General features: G+C 70.0%; 17 protein-coding genes. 8 read left to right on the top strand and 9 right to left on the bottom strand.

The features are described from left to right. Window positions 1–11 precede the first annotated feature (11 nt). Window positions 12–200: a DUF397 domain-containing protein gene (locus DXZ73_RS16415; RefSeq protein ID WP_116211744.1), complete on the top strand. Its 189-nt coding sequence runs from the start codon at window positions 12–14 to the stop codon at window positions 198–200. Window positions 201–236: 36 nt separating this feature from the next. After that, entirely contained in the window at window positions 237–425 is a 189-nt protein-coding gene (locus tag DXZ73_RS16420; protein WP_116211745.1) for a DUF397 domain-containing protein, read from the top strand. A gap of 179 nt (window positions 426–604) precedes the next feature. On the opposite strand, the gene DXZ73_RS38170 is transcribed toward DXZ73_RS16420, so the two are convergent. Beyond that, window positions 605–1,204 carry a hypothetical protein gene (locus DXZ73_RS38170; RefSeq protein ID WP_162890223.1) on the bottom strand — a complete coding sequence of 200 codons (600 nt, stop codon included), beginning with the start codon at window positions 1,202–1,204 and terminating at the stop codon, window positions 605–607. Between the two features lie 77 nt (window positions 1,205–1,281). Then, a complete protein-coding gene (locus DXZ73_RS38175; RefSeq protein ID WP_162890224.1) occupies window positions 1,282–2,541 on the bottom strand; it encodes a NucA/NucB deoxyribonuclease domain-containing protein in 1,260 nt (419 codons plus the stop codon). A 312-nt stretch (window positions 2,542–2,853) separates the two neighbouring features. On the opposite strand from DXZ73_RS38175, the gene DXZ73_RS40605 reads away from it, so the two are divergent. The 3 genes from DXZ73_RS40605 to DXZ73_RS16440 all read left to right on the top strand — a co-directional run bounded on the left by DXZ73_RS40605 (window position 2,854) and on the right by DXZ73_RS16440 (window position 5,179). Further along, window positions 2,854–3,351, top strand: coding sequence for a 3-keto-5-aminohexanoate cleavage protein (locus DXZ73_RS40605; protein ID WP_425315841.1), 498 nt, complete (start codon window positions 2,854–2,856; stop codon window positions 3,349–3,351). A 159-nt stretch (window positions 3,352–3,510) separates the two neighbouring features. After that, complete coding sequence (locus DXZ73_RS16435) at window positions 3,511–4,650, top strand: site-2 protease family protein (RefSeq protein WP_116211748.1); 1,140 nt, start codon at window positions 3,511–3,513, stop codon at window positions 4,648–4,650. An 88-nt stretch (window positions 4,651–4,738) separates the two neighbouring features. Continuing rightward, the gene (locus DXZ73_RS16440; RefSeq protein WP_116211749.1) at window positions 4,739–5,179 is read left to right on the top strand and encodes a universal stress protein; all 441 of its coding nucleotides are present in this window, start codon (window positions 4,739–4,741) and stop codon (window positions 5,177–5,179) included. A 34-nt stretch (window positions 5,180–5,213) separates the two neighbouring features. Here DXZ73_RS16440 and DXZ73_RS16445 read toward each other — a convergent pair whose 3' ends face one another. After that, entirely contained in the window at window positions 5,214–5,762 is a 549-nt protein-coding gene (locus DXZ73_RS16445) for a hypothetical protein (protein WP_116211750.1), read from the bottom strand. Between the two features lie 266 nt (window positions 5,763–6,028). On the opposite strand from DXZ73_RS16445, the gene DXZ73_RS16450 reads away from it, so the two are divergent. Continuing rightward, a complete protein-coding gene (locus DXZ73_RS16450) occupies window positions 6,029–7,084 on the top strand; it encodes a hypothetical protein (RefSeq protein WP_116211751.1) in 1,056 nt (351 codons plus the stop codon). A gap of 179 nt (window positions 7,085–7,263) precedes the next feature. Further along, complete coding sequence (locus DXZ73_RS16455; protein ID WP_116211752.1) at window positions 7,264–7,677, top strand: nuclear transport factor 2 family protein; 414 nt, start codon at window positions 7,264–7,266, stop codon at window positions 7,675–7,677. A 13-nt stretch (window positions 7,678–7,690) separates the two neighbouring features. Here the strand turns inward: DXZ73_RS16455 and DXZ73_RS16460 are convergent, their stop codons facing one another. Next, on the bottom strand, window positions 7,691–7,873 hold the full coding sequence (locus DXZ73_RS16460) for a hypothetical protein (RefSeq protein WP_116211753.1): 183 nt from the start codon (window positions 7,871–7,873) through the stop codon (window positions 7,691–7,693). A 254-nt stretch (window positions 7,874–8,127) separates the two neighbouring features. On the opposite strand from DXZ73_RS16460, the gene DXZ73_RS16465 reads away from it, so the two are divergent. After that, window positions 8,128–9,309, top strand: coding sequence for a DUF1266 domain-containing protein (locus tag DXZ73_RS16465; protein ID WP_162890225.1), 1,182 nt, complete (start codon window positions 8,128–8,130; stop codon window positions 9,307–9,309). 108 nt (window positions 9,310–9,417) lie between these two features. Here the strand turns inward: DXZ73_RS16465 and DXZ73_RS16470 are convergent, their stop codons facing one another. The 5 genes from DXZ73_RS16470 to DXZ73_RS16490 all read right to left on the bottom strand — a co-directional run bounded on the left by DXZ73_RS16470 (window position 9,418) and on the right by DXZ73_RS16490 (window position 16,420). Next, on the bottom strand, window positions 9,418–9,762 hold the full coding sequence (locus tag DXZ73_RS16470) for a hypothetical protein (protein ID WP_116211755.1): 345 nt from the start codon (window positions 9,760–9,762) through the stop codon (window positions 9,418–9,420). A gap of 5 nt (window positions 9,763–9,767) precedes the next feature. Continuing rightward, a complete protein-coding gene (locus DXZ73_RS16475; RefSeq protein ID WP_116211756.1) occupies window positions 9,768–14,051 on the bottom strand; it encodes a DUF6531 domain-containing protein in 4,284 nt (1,427 codons plus the stop codon). Further along, a complete protein-coding gene (locus DXZ73_RS16480) occupies window positions 14,048–14,416 on the bottom strand; it encodes a hypothetical protein (protein WP_116211757.1) in 369 nt (122 codons plus the stop codon). Before DXZ73_RS16480 ends, DXZ73_RS16475 begins: the two co-directional genes overlap by 4 nt. A gap of 115 nt (window positions 14,417–14,531) precedes the next feature. After that, window positions 14,532–15,284 (bottom strand): 16S rRNA (uracil(1498)-N(3))-methyltransferase, encoded by a 753-nt coding sequence (locus DXZ73_RS16485; protein WP_116211758.1) that lies wholly within the window; start codon window positions 15,282–15,284, stop codon window positions 14,532–14,534. Next, the gene (locus DXZ73_RS16490) at window positions 15,281–16,420 is read right to left on the bottom strand and encodes a nitronate monooxygenase (RefSeq protein ID WP_116211759.1); all 1,140 of its coding nucleotides are present in this window, start codon (window positions 16,418–16,420) and stop codon (window positions 15,281–15,283) included. The genes DXZ73_RS16485 and DXZ73_RS16490 overlap by 4 nt, the downstream gene beginning before the upstream one ends. Between the last annotated feature and the right edge of the window lie 225 nt (window positions 16,421–16,645).

Here is a 16,645-nt window from a genome sequence, read left to right on the forward strand (position 1 = left end):
GGGAACGCCCCGTGTCTCCGCTGCACTGGCAGAAGTCCTCGTTCTGCGAGGCCGGCTCCACCTGCCTCCACTTGGCCACCGACCCCACCAGCAGCGTCCATTTCTACGAGAGCAGCACTCCCGACGCAATCCTCACCACCACCCCCGACAGACTTCGCCCCCTCATATCCCGCATAAAAGCCGACACCCTCACCCGCTGATCGGCATCCACTCACGCCACCTGAAAGGTGACGAGCATGCACAGCCGTAACTGGCAGAAGTCATCGTTCAGCGGCGAAGGCGACGCATGCGTCCACATAGCCGCTACTGCCCCCGGGACGATCCACCTCCGCGAGAGCGACGCCCCCGAAACAATCCTCACCACCACCCCCAACAAACTCCGCCCCCTCATATCCCGCATAAAAGCCCACACCCTCACCCGCTGATCGCCAGCGACTCAGCCGGTGGGCGGCGGCGGGGTCTTCCCCCGGGTGCGGTGGATCGTCATGCGGGGCGGGGTGAGTCATGGGCTGTTCTCCGGGTGCGCGAAAGCCCCGCCACAATGAGTGACGGGGGCTGGTCTTGGGGCGTTGACGGAATCGCTTGTGCGTGCCGTGGCCGTGCGCTACTCCGGCCTGCGCATTGCTTTCAGAATGCTCTGCCTGTTCAACTCCGCTTGCGGGTCTGCGCTGGCAGGCACAGATGGAGCCGGTGCATCGATCTGTTTGACCTCACTCGCTCGCAGTCCTCGACCGGTGCGGTCGGTGGCGCGGATGATCAGAGAGGTTGCTCGGGGTGCGGGCCAGCAGGTCAGTGAGTAGCGTTCGGCGGAGTCCTTTTGTGTCGAGTCGGAGGAAGCGATATCCCGGCCCCGTGCGCTGACTCGAATGCGGTACCAGCCTGGTCCGTTGCTGCTTAGCACAGGCAGCTCGGCAACCGGACCGAAGTAGAGTGTCGCGACGCGCAGTTCGCCGTAAGGGGCATACACGCTGGCTTCTGCGACCTCGTCCCATTCGGCGAAGTCGTCGGTTTCCGGAGGCCCCGCGGTGACTGAGGCGCACGCCGTCACCTGTCCGGTGTGGATGCCGACAGACACCATGGCCCCGATATCCATCGTCGCAATCAGGCCGTTGGTGTGGTCGAGGGTCTCGGCGGCAATTTCTCCGTTGTCCGAAATCGCGAAAGAACCGTCATCGACGCGGACATCAACCCATTGGACAGACACGGCAACTCCTGGTGCACATAGGGAGATGGTGGCGGGCTCGTGGGAAGCAGCCCGCCCCTCCTGTCATTCAGAGCTTGTCAGTCCACGACCTCGACCCAGAAGGGGTCACGGTCCAGTACACGCTCGCGCATGTACAACTGGGACTGCAAGCCGCCCTGGGCGCGGTTGTCGCCATCGTTGATCATGCAGACGCTCACGCCGACCGGGCCGGTCTGCTGAGGAAGATCGAACGAGCAATCATCGAAGGTCCGGCGCTCACCACCTGAGCTGAGACCCTGAAGGGTACTGGCCAGCGGGTATTCGTCGCAGCTCTTTCCCTCAAGGCTCGGGGCGTCCCCGCATGCCTTGTTCCGGTTCTCGTCGATGATCGTCTCATTGGTCGTGCGTCGCAGCGGCGCCTGGAACGTCGCTCCAGGGAGACCCGATGCCTGGGCGCGGGCCACGTGGGAGGCGAGCGTGGGGTTCCTGCTCTTGCTGTACTGCACGGCCGAGGGGTACCACGGCACAACACACCCGACCTTGGGTTTGCCAGGGGTGGCATTGTCGCAGCGAATGTCGTTCATGCTGAGGGACGTGACGGTCGGGTTGTACTCACCGTTGGTGAAGGTCAGATCCCACTTTGTGGTGCAGTTTCCGATCGCGCCCGGTGCCGTGGCGGTCGTGGTGAACAGCGAATCGCCCTGAACCCAGGAATTGATCGGCGCGATCGGCTTCGACGGGAACGAGGGCTTGCCGTTGTTGCAGGCGCCGGTGCCGGTTGTGGTTCCGCTTAGCTTGGCCTTGAGCGCGTCTCCCCAGCCCTTGTAGGCGGACACCTCGATCTGATGCACCCAGGAATCCAGGCTGGTGTCCGAGTAGCTGTAGTTGATGATGTTCAGGTTGGCTTCGCCAGTGACCGTCGTTTTCCCGTTGACCGTCCTGGACGTCGTGTAAGTACCGCCGCTGAGCGAACAGACCTGGGTCCGTATAGCATGGGGTGTTCCGTCGGCTGCGTCCAGGCACCAGCTAGGGAGCTGCACGATGTCCTGCACAGAGTGAGGACTGTTGCCCTTGACGGCAGTAGCGTGCGGTTCGGTCAACTCCAGGCACGCCGCCGACTTGCCCTCGGCCGGCGGCGTGCAATGCGCCGCCAATCCTGCCCGCTTGCCACTCCCCGGTTTCGGCGCGACCTGGTTCGAGCCTTCGGTCACTTGCGGAACAACCGGCCTGACCAGTTCCTTCGATGTCGTTCCGGTGTATGGGCTAGCGCTTGCAGGCGCGCCCAGCACGCTTGCGCCAAGCAGTCCGGCTACCCCTAATGTGCCTAGCGTGTGGGTGATCCATCTTGCACGCTGCACACTCAACCTCCTCAACTATTCGCCCTGGTAGGGGCATTGATGGTTCAAGCGCAAAACACACCAGGTTGACACGAGGGGTAAAAGTAAGCACCCGCCGAACGCTTGGCTGGATTCATGTTGCATGCCTGGAGGTGACGGCCGGCCCGGTGAGAGACGTCAGCCCAGACCAACGTCGGTGCTACGCGCCCTGCCGCGGGTAATGCAGCATGCTTTCGCTACCGCGATATCGCGCCTCAAGCGCCCTCCGGAATGCCCGGAGAGTGGCGTGCCCCGAGGAAATATCCGCTGGAGTTGCGTGAGCGTGCGGTCCGGATGTACCGCGCTGCCGAGCCGAAGCCCGTCATCCGCCGTATGGCCGAGGAGCTCGGCGCCCATCACGAGGCCCTGCACAGCTGGATCCGCCAGGCTTCGACGGATGTCAGACCATCTCCACCCCAAAAGACCCGACGGCACCGACACCCTCGACCCCGGCATCGTCGCCGAGACCCTCACAGCGGTACGAGCGGCCGTGAGGGGGATCCCCATCGGGTACTGGCCGAAATTACCGACACCGACCCGCACACCGCCCCGGCAACGGCCCGAGAACTGCTCGACCAGCTCATCCCTCATGTCACCGCCCCGATCCTGTTGCACGGCGAAGACAGCGGAGCCTGGCCCGTCCTGAACACAGCTGTACAACGCGGGCTTCCCACCCGCATCGGCCTCGAAGACGTCCTCCACGCCCCTGACGGAACCCCCACCCATGACAACGTCACCCTCGTACGCTTCGCTCGCTTGGCAAGACCCGGTTCACCCGGCCGCCTCGGCTAGCCTCCCGCTTTCACGGGGCGGGTAGGCCGGGTGCTGGCGGCGCCCCCTCATATCCCGCATAAAAGCCCACACCCTCACCCGCTGAAGCCCAGAAAGCGGATAATTGGGAGCACCACGCCACCGCGGCGGCGGTGGCGACCCGGGTGACGGGACGGGCACATGGGCGGCTCTCTACCACTGGGCAAGATCTTCGGCGTACCGCTGCGGATTCACTGGAGCGCGCCCGTACTGATCGTCTTCCTCGGCATGGGGCTCGCCGGCGGGACGCTGCCCGCGTGGGTTCCGGGGCGGTCCTCGGGCGTGTACGACGCGGCCGGGCTGGCCGGTGCCGTGCTGCTGACGGTGAGCTTGCTGCTGCACGAGTCGGCGCACGCGGTGATCGCCCGCCGGGCCGGGATCCAGGTCGAGGACATCACGGTCTGGGGCCTGGGCGGGGTCACCCGGCTGGGGCGCGCGGCCACGCCCCGCGTACAGCTCGCCGTGTCGGCGGCCGGGCCGCTGACCAGCCTGTTCCTGGGCGGAATCGTGCTGGCCGCGGGCTACGGCGCCGGGCACGCCCTGCACTGGGCGCTGACCTCGGCCGTCCTCGTCTGGGCGGGGTGGGCCAATCTGCTGCTGGGGGCGTTCAACCTGCTCCCGGCGACGCCTTTGGACGGCGGGCGGATCCTGCAGGCGGCGCTGTGGTGGCGCGGCGGTGACCGGGCACGGGCGCAGCGCGTGGCGGGGCGCTGCGGCCAGGCCGCGGGGTTCCTGCTGGTCGTGGGCGGCTGGTTCGAGGTGGTGCACGGGACGGGCGCGGGGCTGTGGCTGATGCTCGTCGGCGGCTTCGTGACCATCTCGGCCGGGGCGGAGATCCGGCAGGCCGTGCTCGTGGCCGCGCTGGAGGGCGTACGGGTCGGCGATGTCATGACGCCGGAGCCGCTCGCCGGACCCGACTGGCACACCGTGGACCAGTTCCTCACGGAGGTCATGGCGCGCACGGACCGCCGTGCGGTCCCGCTGTTCGACTTCGAGGGCCGTCCGAGCGGCCTCGCCGAGCGGTTGCGGCTCTCGATGGTCCCGGCGTCGCAGCGGGGCGAGGTGCGCGTCCGTGACGTGGCCGTTCCGCTCGGGCAGTGCACCGTGGCGACATCGCAGGACGACCTGGTCGGGGTGCTGGAGCGGGCGACCCCGTCGGCGCGGCTGGCGATCCTCGTCGTGGACGGCGGGCGGCTGGTCGGAACCGTCACCGGCGAGGACATCGCACGCGCCGCCCGCCGCCGGACACCCGATCCGGGCGGCCCCCTGCGGCTGGGATGACCCGTTCGCCGCCGAGGGCGCGACCGGTCCCGGGATCGCGCCTAGGCTGCCACTGCCAGGTCCATCAGCGCGAGGGACAGGTGACGAGATGGTCGGTGAGCCCGCGGAGGCGTGCCGGATCGTGGTGGGCGTGGACGCCTCGCCGTCGTCGAGGCGGGCCCTCGGCTGGGCGGTCCGCCAGGCCCGGCTCACGGGAGCCGTCGTCGAGGCCGTGCTGTGCTGGGCCCATCCGGCGGTGTACGGATGGGCCATGACGAAGGCGGACCCCATGCTCGACCACGCCGCCGAGAAAGCACTGGCCCAGGCGGTCGCGGAGGTCTCGGGCGACGGGCCGACGCCGGAGATCCGGCAGAGCGTGCTGCCCGGCAACGCCGCCGAGGTGCTGCTGGAACGGGCGCGCGGCGCCGAGCTGTTGGTCGTCGGCAACCGCGGCCACGGCGGATTCGCCGGCGCGCTGCTGGGCTCGGTGAGTCAGCACTGCGTGCAGCACGCGCCGTGCACGGTGGTCGTGGTGCGCGAGACCGGGTGAGCGACGGACTCCGACGGACTCCCCGGCCCGGTCCTCACCCGAGGCCGAGCTTCGACAGAGCCGTGGTCCAGTCCGTGGCGATCGCGCTGCGCGCCGCGTCGAGTGTGACCTCGCCGCCGCAGACCGCGGTCTTGAGCCGGTTCTCCACCGAGTCCTTGCTCTGGGCCGGCTCGTTGCCGTAACGCGGCTCGGGCCAGAGGTTCTTGGGGTCCCTGGGGGCACCGCCGAGTTCGAGCGGAACCAGGTGGTCCTCCTCGTAGTCCGCGGTGTCGGTGTCGCTGTAGCCGTACTCGCCGATCTGACGGATCTTCAGCGGCGTGGTGTACGAGACGGGCGGCCGCACGGTCTTCGTCCAGCCCGACACGCATATCGTCGAGCCGATCGTCGCCTGCGTGACGGCGGGGTTGTAGGCGCCGGGCTGACAGGTGGGGTCGGGCAGCGGCAGCCGGGACAGGCTGCACGAGGTCCCGGCGGGGTGTGCGGCGGCGTGCGGGGCGGCGTGCGCGGTGCCGGTGGTGAGGAGTCCGGTGGCGCCGAGCGCCAGGGACGCCGCGGCGGCAGCGAGTCGGTACGAAGGTCGCATGGGGGGCTCCACGTTCTGGCCCGGCCGATCCGGGCTGTAGTGGGCATGACACCACCACGTCCATCTATGCGGGTAGAGCCGCGAGGTGAACATGTGGTGACCAGCGCTTTTTCTTACCCGCTCATGGGAGCGGCTTGCCCAAGCACAGGAAAACTCTTGGGAGTTGCGAACCTATTCCACCCAGGTGATCGCAAGGGCGGACAAAAGGTGTTGGCCGTCGATCCACGAGCCGGAATAATTCGCGTGTCCAAAGGGGGGGAGGAAGTATGGCCGTGTTCGCGTGCGTGCGGTGCGACGCCGTGCTGACCGCCCCCGTGTCGCAGGTCGCGCTTCCCGACCACGCCCACCAGACCTGGGGAAACGGGGTACTGCTCCCCGTCCTCATGGATGCGGGGACGTACGCCGTCGACCCGGAGCCCTCCGGGCAGCCATGGCGGCTGTGGAGTGAGATCGGGGCGGACGAAGCGGCGGCCCGCGGCGTGTACGCGCCGGTTTACTCCCTGTCCTTCGGGGCGCCGGGGGCGATCGTCATCGCGCCGGGTGACGCCCACGGCACCGTCCTGATTCCCGAGCAATGCGCCGGCTACTGCTGTGGGTTGGATGGGAGGGACGGCCCGAACCTGGCGTGCGCGCGATGCGGGCAGGCGGTGGCGACCCGCGTCGACGACTGCTCCCTCTGGCAAGCGGTGTGGCTCGCCCCGCAAGCCGTACGCCGCCTCCCCGCCGACGACTCCACTCACCGGACGGCCGACTGGGAGGCGCTGGCACAGGAGCGCCGGCGCACGCCGCCCATCGAGCCTTCCGGGAGATGGAGCATGCGGTGGGAGGCGGCCGTCGGGGCGGCGCTGGCCCACCTGCTGGCCGTCTCGGCGGGCACACCCGTGGCCGTCCCCGACGGCCTCGTCGCGGACATCTTCGGCCGCGCGCTCGACGCGCTGCTCCCGCCGGGGCCGTCGGCGAAGCGAGTGGCCCTGGCCGGACCGGGACTGGCCACCCCCGCCTCTGACATCGCCCTGGTTCCGAGACATCCGCAGACGGGCGAGGCGTGGCGACCGTCCGGCACCGCGGACATCGTGCCGCTGGCCACCGACGTATGGATGCATCTGGCTTTCCCCCACGAAGGATTGCCGCTCCCCGCGACAGGACGAATGCCCGACGGCGTCCTCCGCGACGATCCACTGCCGCTCCATCCATGGAGGCTGTTCCAGCCCGACTCCGAGGTCTTCCTCGACACGCTGGCACGACTGCCCGCCGTCCGGGAGCCGTGGCTGCGCGCGATCTACGACCGGGTGAGCAAGCGCCCGCGCCCTCGCCCGTTCTAGTTTCGACGCGGTCATGATGGGGCGGATCCCGCCCGGCGGACGTTCGGCACAACCACCCATTGATCACCCTTCGAGATAACTGCCCCCGCCAATCGCCCCTTGGTCCACACCCCCCGCATCGATTGACTGTGCACAGGACGGAAACACCGCCCGGAATCGGTGAAGGAACGGGGCATCTCATGAGCAGCGTCGAGCCCAAGGACGTCGTGCAGCGCTACTTCGAGGCGCTGGCGGCCGGGGAGTCGGATGTGGTCCGGGAGTCGTGGGCGGAGGACGGGAGTTGCTGGTACGCCGGCGACCTGCCGATCTCGGGGACCTGGCAGGGACGGGACCAGGTGATCGACGGGTTCCTGGCGACCGCGTTCGCCCACCTCGACCCGGAGCGGGAGATCGGCGTGCGGGTCACCAATGTCTTCGGCGAGGGCGAGCAGGTCTTCGTCGAGTGGGACTCCTGGGCGACCGGGAAAACCGGCAGGGCGTACGACCAGAAGAACAGCGCCGTCTTCGTCGTACGCGACGGGAAGATCGTCACCATGCGCGAGTACGCCGACACCCAGCACTGGGAGCGGGCTCTGGTGGCGGACGCGCGCTGATACGGACCCCGGGTCACCCCGGAGACCGTTCCGTCAGAGCGATCAGCCGTTTGAAGATGCCGATGTCGGACGCGCGCGGCGCCAGCGCGGTGATGTTGAAGCTCTCGCCGCACAGGGTGACGTTCTGCCTCTCGCCCCCGCCCTCGGCCGAGAGGAAGGGCGTGGCGATGGACGTCGTCCGGTTGGGCGGGGTCACCAGCGCCGCGGTGGCCGTGGGACAACCCGCCGGCGGCGAGGCGGTGCGCGGTACGGGACATGAGTGTGGTTCCCCTCCTGCTGTGCACGCTCCGACGGAGTGTCGACGTCCTGAAAGATCATGGAACGCGACCGGAGGTTCCGCTGTTGCATGCCTGGCACAAAGATCGGCCAACTGCCCCTGAGGTGAGTGTGGTTGGCGACCGTTTCACGGCCACGGGCCGTCGTCGGCGACGCGGTCGGTAGAGTCACCCGGTGACAGCTACCCCCCGGCCGCGCGCGACGGCCTCGACCCGCACCTGGCGGCCCGCCACAGAGATCGAGCGGGCCCTGCACGAGGCGGTCATGGACAACGACCGGATCGGCTATCTGCGTGTCCTCGCGACAGCGGACCTCTTCCATTACGTCCCGAAGGAGCACAAGGACGGCGGAGGCAACGCGTACGTCCCCGCCGACGACAGCCAGGGAATCTGGTGTCTCGTCATGCGGACCGCGGGCGAACGGCTTCCCCGGCGCGCGCGGTTCGTCGTCGCACGGACCTCGCTGGCGCAGCTGGCGGAGACCTGGCCCGGCCGTCGCTACTCCTTGCACGTGAACCCGGGCACGCCGGCCTTCATGCGCCTGACCACGGGCGCCCTGGACCGGCGCCGGTGGAGAAGGATCGTACGGGAGAAGACCGCGAAGCTCCCCACCGACACCCGCCCCACCCGCCTGCTCACCACCACCGCGGGCCCGCGCACGGGGCCGCTCGCCCACGCGCTGGCCTGTGGGGCGCACCTGTCCGTCGCCAACGGCGTGCTGTGGAACGAAGTGGGCGACGTCTACGACGACTACGGCCGGGAAGTGAGCCTCCTGCGGGAGTCGTGGGGAACAGCCACCGCCCAGGACTGGCAGGAGCAGATGGACGCGCTGCTGGCCGGGCGCAACAGCCCGGTGGAACCCGAGTTCGCGCTCGACATCCGCCAGGAGCTCGCCCAGGCGAACACCGGCGCGGTCGACGCGGACCTCTGGCGTCGCGCCTGCGCCGCCGTACTCACCGACATGGAGGCTCCGGCCGAGGCGAACGCGGTGGTCCAGGAGCTGATCGGCCGCATCCTGCGCTACGAGTCCCGGTTCCGCGCCGACGATCTCCTGCCCCCGGACGGCTTCGTCCGCAGCGCCGTCGGCTACGACTACGGCCGCGCGGTCAGCTTCGCCCGCTGGGGTCTGAGCGCCCGCCTCTGCCCCGCCGAGGCGGCGGAGGCGTCGATCCTGCGCGCGGGAGAACTGTGCCGGAAGGCGTACGGGTCCTGGGAGGACTTCTCCGCGGGTTACGCGCTGGGACGCGTCCTCCGTTTCGACACCGAGGAATTCGGCCAGTGGTACACGAAGGTGCTCGAACCGCACCGTGTCCTGACGTCGGAGCCGGGGAGTCCTTGGCGGATGATTCGGTGGTGAACGCCGTCGACGGCCGGGGCGTTCGGCCGCGCGCGACGGCCTCGACCCGCGCCGCATCGCTCGGGGGCAGGCCCCCTGCCCGCCCCCCCGTTCAGGCCGAAGCCTCGGTCATTCGAACTCGATGAAGTCCTCCAAGGCCGCACGCAACCAGTCGTAAAAGGTGGCGAACTCGCGCCGGTTCTCACGGCCGGGCGTCGTGAAGTCGTGAATAACCCGAACCGTCCCGGCCTCGAGGTCCCAGCAGGCGACGTCGTCGTTGTCCTCACGTCGCGCGAAAGGCATCAGTCGACGCTCCGGGAAACGCTCACGAAGCCCGGACATCCGAACGCGGAGACTCTTGCCTTCCAAGAGCCACCAAGGATCGAGGCCGACCAAACCGGACTCAATCGCCCGAACGAACCCTTCCGGGTACGAAAACCCTTCGGGGAGCTCTCCCTGGGGAAGAACGTCCATCTCGCTCAGTCTCCTCTCCAGCCCGTAATATCCGAGCCCATTGGGTAAGTATTCCGGTAGCCCGCACTCTGCTTGCCGATTCTAGCCGTCACAGCCTCCCCCCAGGTGACGGGCGTCGCCTTCTTCGTTTTGAACCTTTCGCTCTCGATAACCTCCGGAGGGAGCGGATCGTCATAGTTCCGAACCCTTGCCTGGATTGGGGTATCGGTATAACGGGCCGCAAGCACACGAGTGTTGTCGAGCGAAGTCAATCTTCCGTCCGGCATGCGCACCACGTCAATTGGGTCACCCTTCCACCCCTTCTCGCGCATACTTCCGATGATTTCGTCAGCTTCGGTGACGGAGTTCTGGCTGAAGCGCACCTCCGATGCCGTCAATTCCGCCACCGGGCATGGAGCAAGCCCTAGCGGGTCGGCAAAGGAATGCGAATTCGCCACATACGCATGGTGATTGGGGGAAGGAGCGAGCCCCAGTGGGTCGGCGGACGCATACCGCCCGACCTCAGGGTCGTAATAACGGAAATAGTTGTAGTTCAGGCCCGATTCCGGGTCGTGGTACTGGCCCGGGAAGCGGAGAGGGCAGGTGATTTTCTCGTAGGGAGGGGTCGGGAGGTCCGTGCCCCAGAGGGTCGTCCGGTGTTGCCAGGCCAGGTCTCCCGACGGCGTCACCAGCTCCGTCGGCGCGCCCACCGCATCCGTCACCACCGCGTGGAATCGGGTGGGCGGCGCGTTCTCGAAATCCTCGATCAGGGACTTGCCCGCCGTGCGGTTCAGGGGGCGGTGGTCCGTCTGGGTCAGGGGGCGGTGGGTGCCCGGGGCGTAGTCCCAGGTGGTGACCGTGCCGTCGGGGGACGTCTGTTCGGCCAGTCTCGTGCCGTCCCACGAGAAGAGGGTCTCCTCCGAACTCGAATCCCGCCGCTTCGATATTCGGCGGCCCAGCGGATCGTACGCGTAATGCCAGCGTTCCCCCTCCGGCGTCACCATTTCCGTCAGGCGGTCTTCCGCGTTCCAGGAGTAGGTCCACGTGCGGGTCCGGCCGTTCAGGAGCCGGCGCGATTTGCGGATCAGGCGGCCCTGCGCGTCGTGCTCGTACGTCGTGCGGCCCGCGCGCCGGATGAGGGTGCCCTCGAATTCGCGGGCGCCGGGCGCGGAATGGGCCGGGGCCTTGGCGTAGGTGAGGTTGCCCGCCGCGTCGTAGGCGTACGTCTCCCGCCAGCCGTGCGCGCTCACCGATGTGACGCGACCCGTTCGGGTCACGTCGAAGCGCCGGGTGCCGGAGGTCAGTTCGCGGATCTCAGTGAGGTGGCCGTCCTCGCGGTAGGCGTAGGCGCGGTGCTGGAGGAGGCGGTCGGCCGCGCCGCTGACCACCTGTGCCGTCAGGCGGTCGAGAGTGTCCCATTCCTGGGTGAGCACCGCCGTCCCGCCCAGGCCGCGCTCCGTCTCGCGCCCCGCCGCGTCGTAGGCGAAGGTCAGCGTCCCGGCGTCGCCCCGCAGTTCGACGGCCCGGCCGGTCGCGTCGTAGGTCCACTCGGAGGCGAGGCCGGACGGGGTCACGCGGCGGAGGAGGCGCCCGGCGGCGTCGTACAGACGGCTCGTCGTGCGGCCGTTGACCGTCTCGGACAGCACGCGGCCGAGCGCGTCCCGCTCGTAGACGATCTCCGCGTCCGCGTTCGCCGTGCGGAGCAGACGGCCCGACGCGTCGTAGGCGAAGACCGTGCCGTTCTGCTCGACCGCCCGCCCCAGCAGGTCGCGGGTGAAGCGCAGGGTCTCGCCGGCCCCGTTCGTACGGGAGATCAGCTCGCCCGCCGCGTCGTGCCCATAGGTGAGCGTCCGGCCGTTGAAGTCCGTCTCGGACGCGAGGCGGCCCGCCTCGTCGTAGGCGTACGACCAGGTCAGCCCCTGCGGGTTGGTCACTCCGGTCAGCCGCAGCTCCGTGTCGTACGCGAAGGCGTACGTCGCCCCGTCGGGGTCCGTGCGGGACGCCGGGAGGTCGAAGTGGGTGGAGGTGTGGGTGGTGGTGTTGCCCGCGGGATCCGTGTGGGTGACGAGGTTGCCCTCGCCGTCCCAGGTCCACCTCTCGTGCGTGCCGTCCGGATGGTCGCGGCGGCTCGGCCTGCCCTCGGTCGTCCAGGCCGTACGGGTCGTGCGGCCGAGCGGGTCGGTGACCTCGGCGACGCGGCCGAAGGCGTCGCGCACGGCGGTCGTGCAGTGACCGAGAGGGTCGGACACGGCGACCGGAAGACCGGTCGCGTCGCAGGTGATCCGGTGCGTGTGGCCGAGCGCGTCGGTGACGGCCGTCAGATGGCCGAGATCGTCGTAGGCGTAGTGGGTCGTGGCGCCGGAGGGGTCCGTGGTGGTGAGGAGGTTGCCCCGCTCGTCGTAGGCGTGCCGCCAGGTCGCGCCGCCGGGTTCCGTGACCTCCGTGGGCCGGCCCGGGGAGTCGTACGCGGCGGAGCCCGTCGTGCCGTCCGGCAGGGTGACGCGGGTGAGGTTGCCCGCGTCGTCGTAGGCGTAGCGGGTCGTGCGCCCGAGGGGATCGGTGACGGCGCGGGGCTCCTCGCCGCGCGGCTCCCACTCCGTGCGGGTCGTGTGCCCCAGCGGGTCGGTCTCCTCGATCACCCGGAAGTCGGCGTTGTGGCGGTGGACGCTCACCTGGCCGAGCGAATCGGTGACCGTGGTCGTGCGGGCCTCGTCGTCGTAGGCGAGGGTGCCGGAGAGGAAGCCGTCGCTGCCCTCCGTGCGGACGACACGGCCGCGGGCGTCGTAGACATAGCCGTACGACGTGCCGTTGCGGTCGGTCCAGGAGGTTATCCGGCCCTCGGCGTCGTAGGTGAAACGCAGCGGTCCGCCGCTGGAGTTGGTGACCTCGGTGAGGTTGCCCGCCGCGTCGTAGCCGTAGCGGACGAGGACCGTGCCGCCGCCGGTGGAGGGCCGGGGCTCGTACGGCGACGGGGCCTCGTCCAGCAGGCGCAGGGCCGTGACGCGCGCGCCCTCGGTGTCGACGGCCACGTAGCGGCCGCCGGAGTGGCGGATGGCGGTGGGGAGGCCGTTCGCCGTGCGCTCGAAGTCGACGCGCGCGCCGTTGCGGTCGTGCACGCTGCTCAGGGGCAGCTGGACGGCGCCGGGCACATCGGTGGCGGTGGGGCCGCTGAAGGTCCGTACGAGACCGGTCGCCGGGTCCTCGACGGTGAAGACGCCGTCCGGTCTGCCGTCCCAGGTCAGGATCCGGCGGGGGCCCTTGGCGGGGAGGACCGGCTCGCCCGGCTTCGGCACCGGGTAGACCAGGCGCATCCCGTCGGCGGCGACGAACACGACGCCCTCGGCGTCGAGTTGGATCCGCTCGTCGAGCGTCGAGGCCCAGGTCGGGCCGAAACAGCCGCCCGCCCGGTACGAGGAGAGGTGGGTGCGCCCGACGACCAGGGACAGCGCGCCGGGGAGGGTGACGTCCGTCTGCGGCAGCAGCATGGTGCCGGTCGCGACGTCGATCGGGTCGCGGACGCACTTGAGGTTCTCCGTGGAGCGGGCCGCGGCCGCCTCCTCGTCGATCAGATTGGGGCGGGCGCCCCGGAGGAGGAAGTTCCGGCCGGCGTTGCCGATCTCGACGCTGTTGTGCGCCAGGCCGCCGAGGCCGCCGAAGAGACCGCCGTAGAGCATGCCGTCCTTGGCGGCGGCGTTGACCTCGTCCAGGCTCACGCCGTGCTGCAGCCCGGCGCTGATCTTCATGGGCTGGGCGACGGCCAGGTCGACGGTCACGGACTCCACACCCGCGAAGGCCGCGGCGACGAGGGTGGTCGCGGCGACCTCGGCGACCACGGTGGAGACGGTGATGCCGACGGCGGTGCCGAGCTCGATGACGGCCGTGGCCGCCGCGGCCGACGCCGCCGTCGAGAGCCCGGCGGTGAGCCAGGCCAGGCCGACGCCGGCCAGGATGACCCCGGCCTCGATGTAGATCTTGTCCCACAGCTTGTCGACGGCGTCCTCGATGGCGTCCGCCACCTTCTCCAGCGCCGTGGCCATCTCGCGGGCGGCCTTGGGGATGTCGCTCAGCCAGCCCTTGTCGCCCTTGCCCGCGTAGCGCGACCAGAAGATCTCGAAGGCGTCGATCGCCTCGCCCTTGTTGTTGTGGATCAGGGCTTCGGCCGAGTGGTGCACGGGCGTGCGCACCTTGTCGACACTGTCGGCGAAGGTGTGCCACGCCTTGGCGGCCTGGCGCAGCTTGTGCGGGTCGCCGTCCGGCCAGTGGAGGCCCAGCTTTTCGAGGACGTGCCTGGCCTCTTCCGCGACGCTCACTTGGCATCCTTGCCGTGGCCGCCGCCGTCCGCGACGCCCTTCTTGGTGAACATCCCGGCGATCAGCTCGTCGTTGTCGACATGTCCGTCCGACATGTCGACCAACGCCTCGTGGATGCTGACCAGTCCGAGGACGAGCGTGCCGGTCGCGCTCTCGATCGCCTTCTGCTGGGCGGTGTAGCCGGCCTCGAACTGCTTGACCCCGTCGTCCTGGCCCCACGGCTTGCCGAGCCCGTCCAGCGTGCTGACGAGCGTGGTGAGCGCCTCGCTCAGCTTCCGGCTCTGCTCGTGGAAGACGGGTGCCGACGACTTGAGGTCCGCCGTCTTGATGTCCAGGACCTTGTCGCCGCCCGGGCTGTCGCCCATCGCACGCCTCCCCCGCCGAAGTTCCGCAATACCGCAGTCAAAACTAGCGGCAATTCGATCACGGAACGGTCAGCGGGAGGCGTGCGACAAAAATAGGCGAAAGGGAAGGGCCGTGCTACGACCAGCGACCCGTCCGGCCGAGCAGCAGCGCCGTGGCCGCCGTCCCCGCCGTGGACGTGCGCAGCACGCTCGCGCCCAGGCGGTACGGCTTCGCGCCCGCCTCCGCGAACGCGGCCAGCTCCTCGGGGGAGACGCCGCCCTCGGGGCCGACCACGAGGACGATATTGCCCGTGGGGGGCAGTTCGGCCGTGGCGAGCGGCGCGCTGTGGCCCTCCTCGTGCAGGACCGCGGCGAACGACGCGTCCGCGAGCAGCGTGCAGATCTGCTTGGTCGTCAGCAGCTCGGACACCGGCGGGAAGCGCAGGCGGCGGGACTGCTTGCCCGCCTCGCGGGCCGTGGCACGCCACTTGCCCAGGGCCTTCACGCCCCGCTCGCCCTTCCACTGCGTGATGCAGCGCGCGGCCGCCCAGGGGACGACGGCGTCCACGCCCGTCTCGGTCATGGTCTCGACCGCGAGCTCACCGCGGTCGCCCTTCGGCAGCGCCTGGACGACGGTGATGTGGGGCTCCGGCAGGGGCTCGGAGCGGATCGAGGTGACCGCGACGTCGAGGCGGTCCTTGCCCTCGACGGCGGCCACGGTGCCGAACGCGCCCGTGCCCTCGCCGTCCGTCAGCACGATCTCCTCGCCGACGCGCAGCCGCCGCACCGAGACCGCGTGCCGGCCCTCGGGGCCGCCGAGCGGGAAGACCGTACCGGGGAAGACACCCGTGAGGGCCCCCTCCTCGACCAGGAAGACCGGCGCTGTCATGACTCGCTCCCTCGCAATTCGCTTCCCCCCGGTCTTCCCCCTGCTTCCCCGCGGCCCTGCAACGCGGCGCGCGCCGCGTCCAGTTCGGCCGCCAGCACCTCGACCAGCCGCTCGGCCGGAAGCTCACGGGCCAGCCGGTGGCCCTGGCCCGCCCACAGGTTCATGCCCTGCGGGTCGCCCGCCGCCGCGGCCGCCTTGCGCAGACCCGCCGTCAGATAGTGCACCTGGGGGTAGGCGGCGGGGGCGTACGGGCCGTGCTCCCGGATGAAACGGTTCACCAGACCACGGGCCGGGCGGCCGGAGAAGGCGCGGGTGAGCTCGGTGCCGACGAACAGCGGGTCGGTCAGCGCCTGCTTGTGCACGGTGTGCGCGCCCGACTCGGGGCACACCAGGAACGCGGTGCCGAGCTGCGCGGCACTGGCGCCCGCGGCGAGCACGGCCGCTATCTGGGCGCCGCGCATCAGGCCGCCCGCGGCGATCATGGGGATCCGTACGGCCTCGCGGACCTCGGCCAGCAGCGCCAGCAGGCCGACGCCGGCGCCCGCGCCGTCCAGATGGGGGTCGTCGCGGTGGGTGCCCTGGTGGCCGCCCGCCTCGACGCCCTGGACGCACACCGCGTCCGCGCCCGCCAGCTCGGCGGCCCGCGCCTCGGCGGCGGAGGTGACGGTGACGACGGTGACCGTACCGGCCCCGGCGAGCGCCTCGAGCGCCGCGGCGGACGGGCAGCCGAAGGTGAAGGAGACCAGCGGGACCGGGTCGTCGAGGAGGATCGCGAGCTTCGCGTCGTAGGCGTCGTCGCTGCCCTGGCACCAGTCGCCGAGCGGCGTCTCGTACCAGGTGGCCTCGCCCGCGAGCTGCTCGGCGTAGACCTCGACGGCGGCCGGGTCGGCGGCGGGGGGCTGCGGCATGAACAGGTTCACGCCGAAGGGCTCGGCCGTGCGCGCGCGGAGCTGCTTGATCTCCTCGTACATCGCGGCCGGGGTCTTGTAACCCGCCGCCAGCGAACCGAGGGCGCCCGTCCCGGAGACGGCCGCCGCCAGGGCCGGGGTGGAGGCGCCGCCGGCCATGGGGGCTTGCACGATGGGAAGCCGGAGCAGTCGCGTCAGCACGGCGTCACCCCGGGTGTCGATGGCCATGAACACATCGTGTCACACGCGTCGGGGACTGACTGCGGGCCGGAATCGTCCGCGCCCGCAAACGACGGACGGGCCGGATCGCTCCGGCCCGTCCGTACGTACGTCATGCCTACCGGCCGTTGCTGTGCTCACCCGGGGGACAAACCCCGGGCCCCCGGCCGGGCGCCTAACGACCGTTGAACGCATCCTTCAACCGCGAGAACAGCCCCTGCTGCCCCGGCTTAC

This window comes from Streptoverticillium olivoreticuli subsp. olivoreticuli (genome assembly GCF_003391135.1).
In the GTDB taxonomy this organism is placed as follows: domain Bacteria; phylum Actinomycetota; class Actinomycetes; order Streptomycetales; family Streptomycetaceae; genus Streptomyces; species Streptomyces blastmyceticus.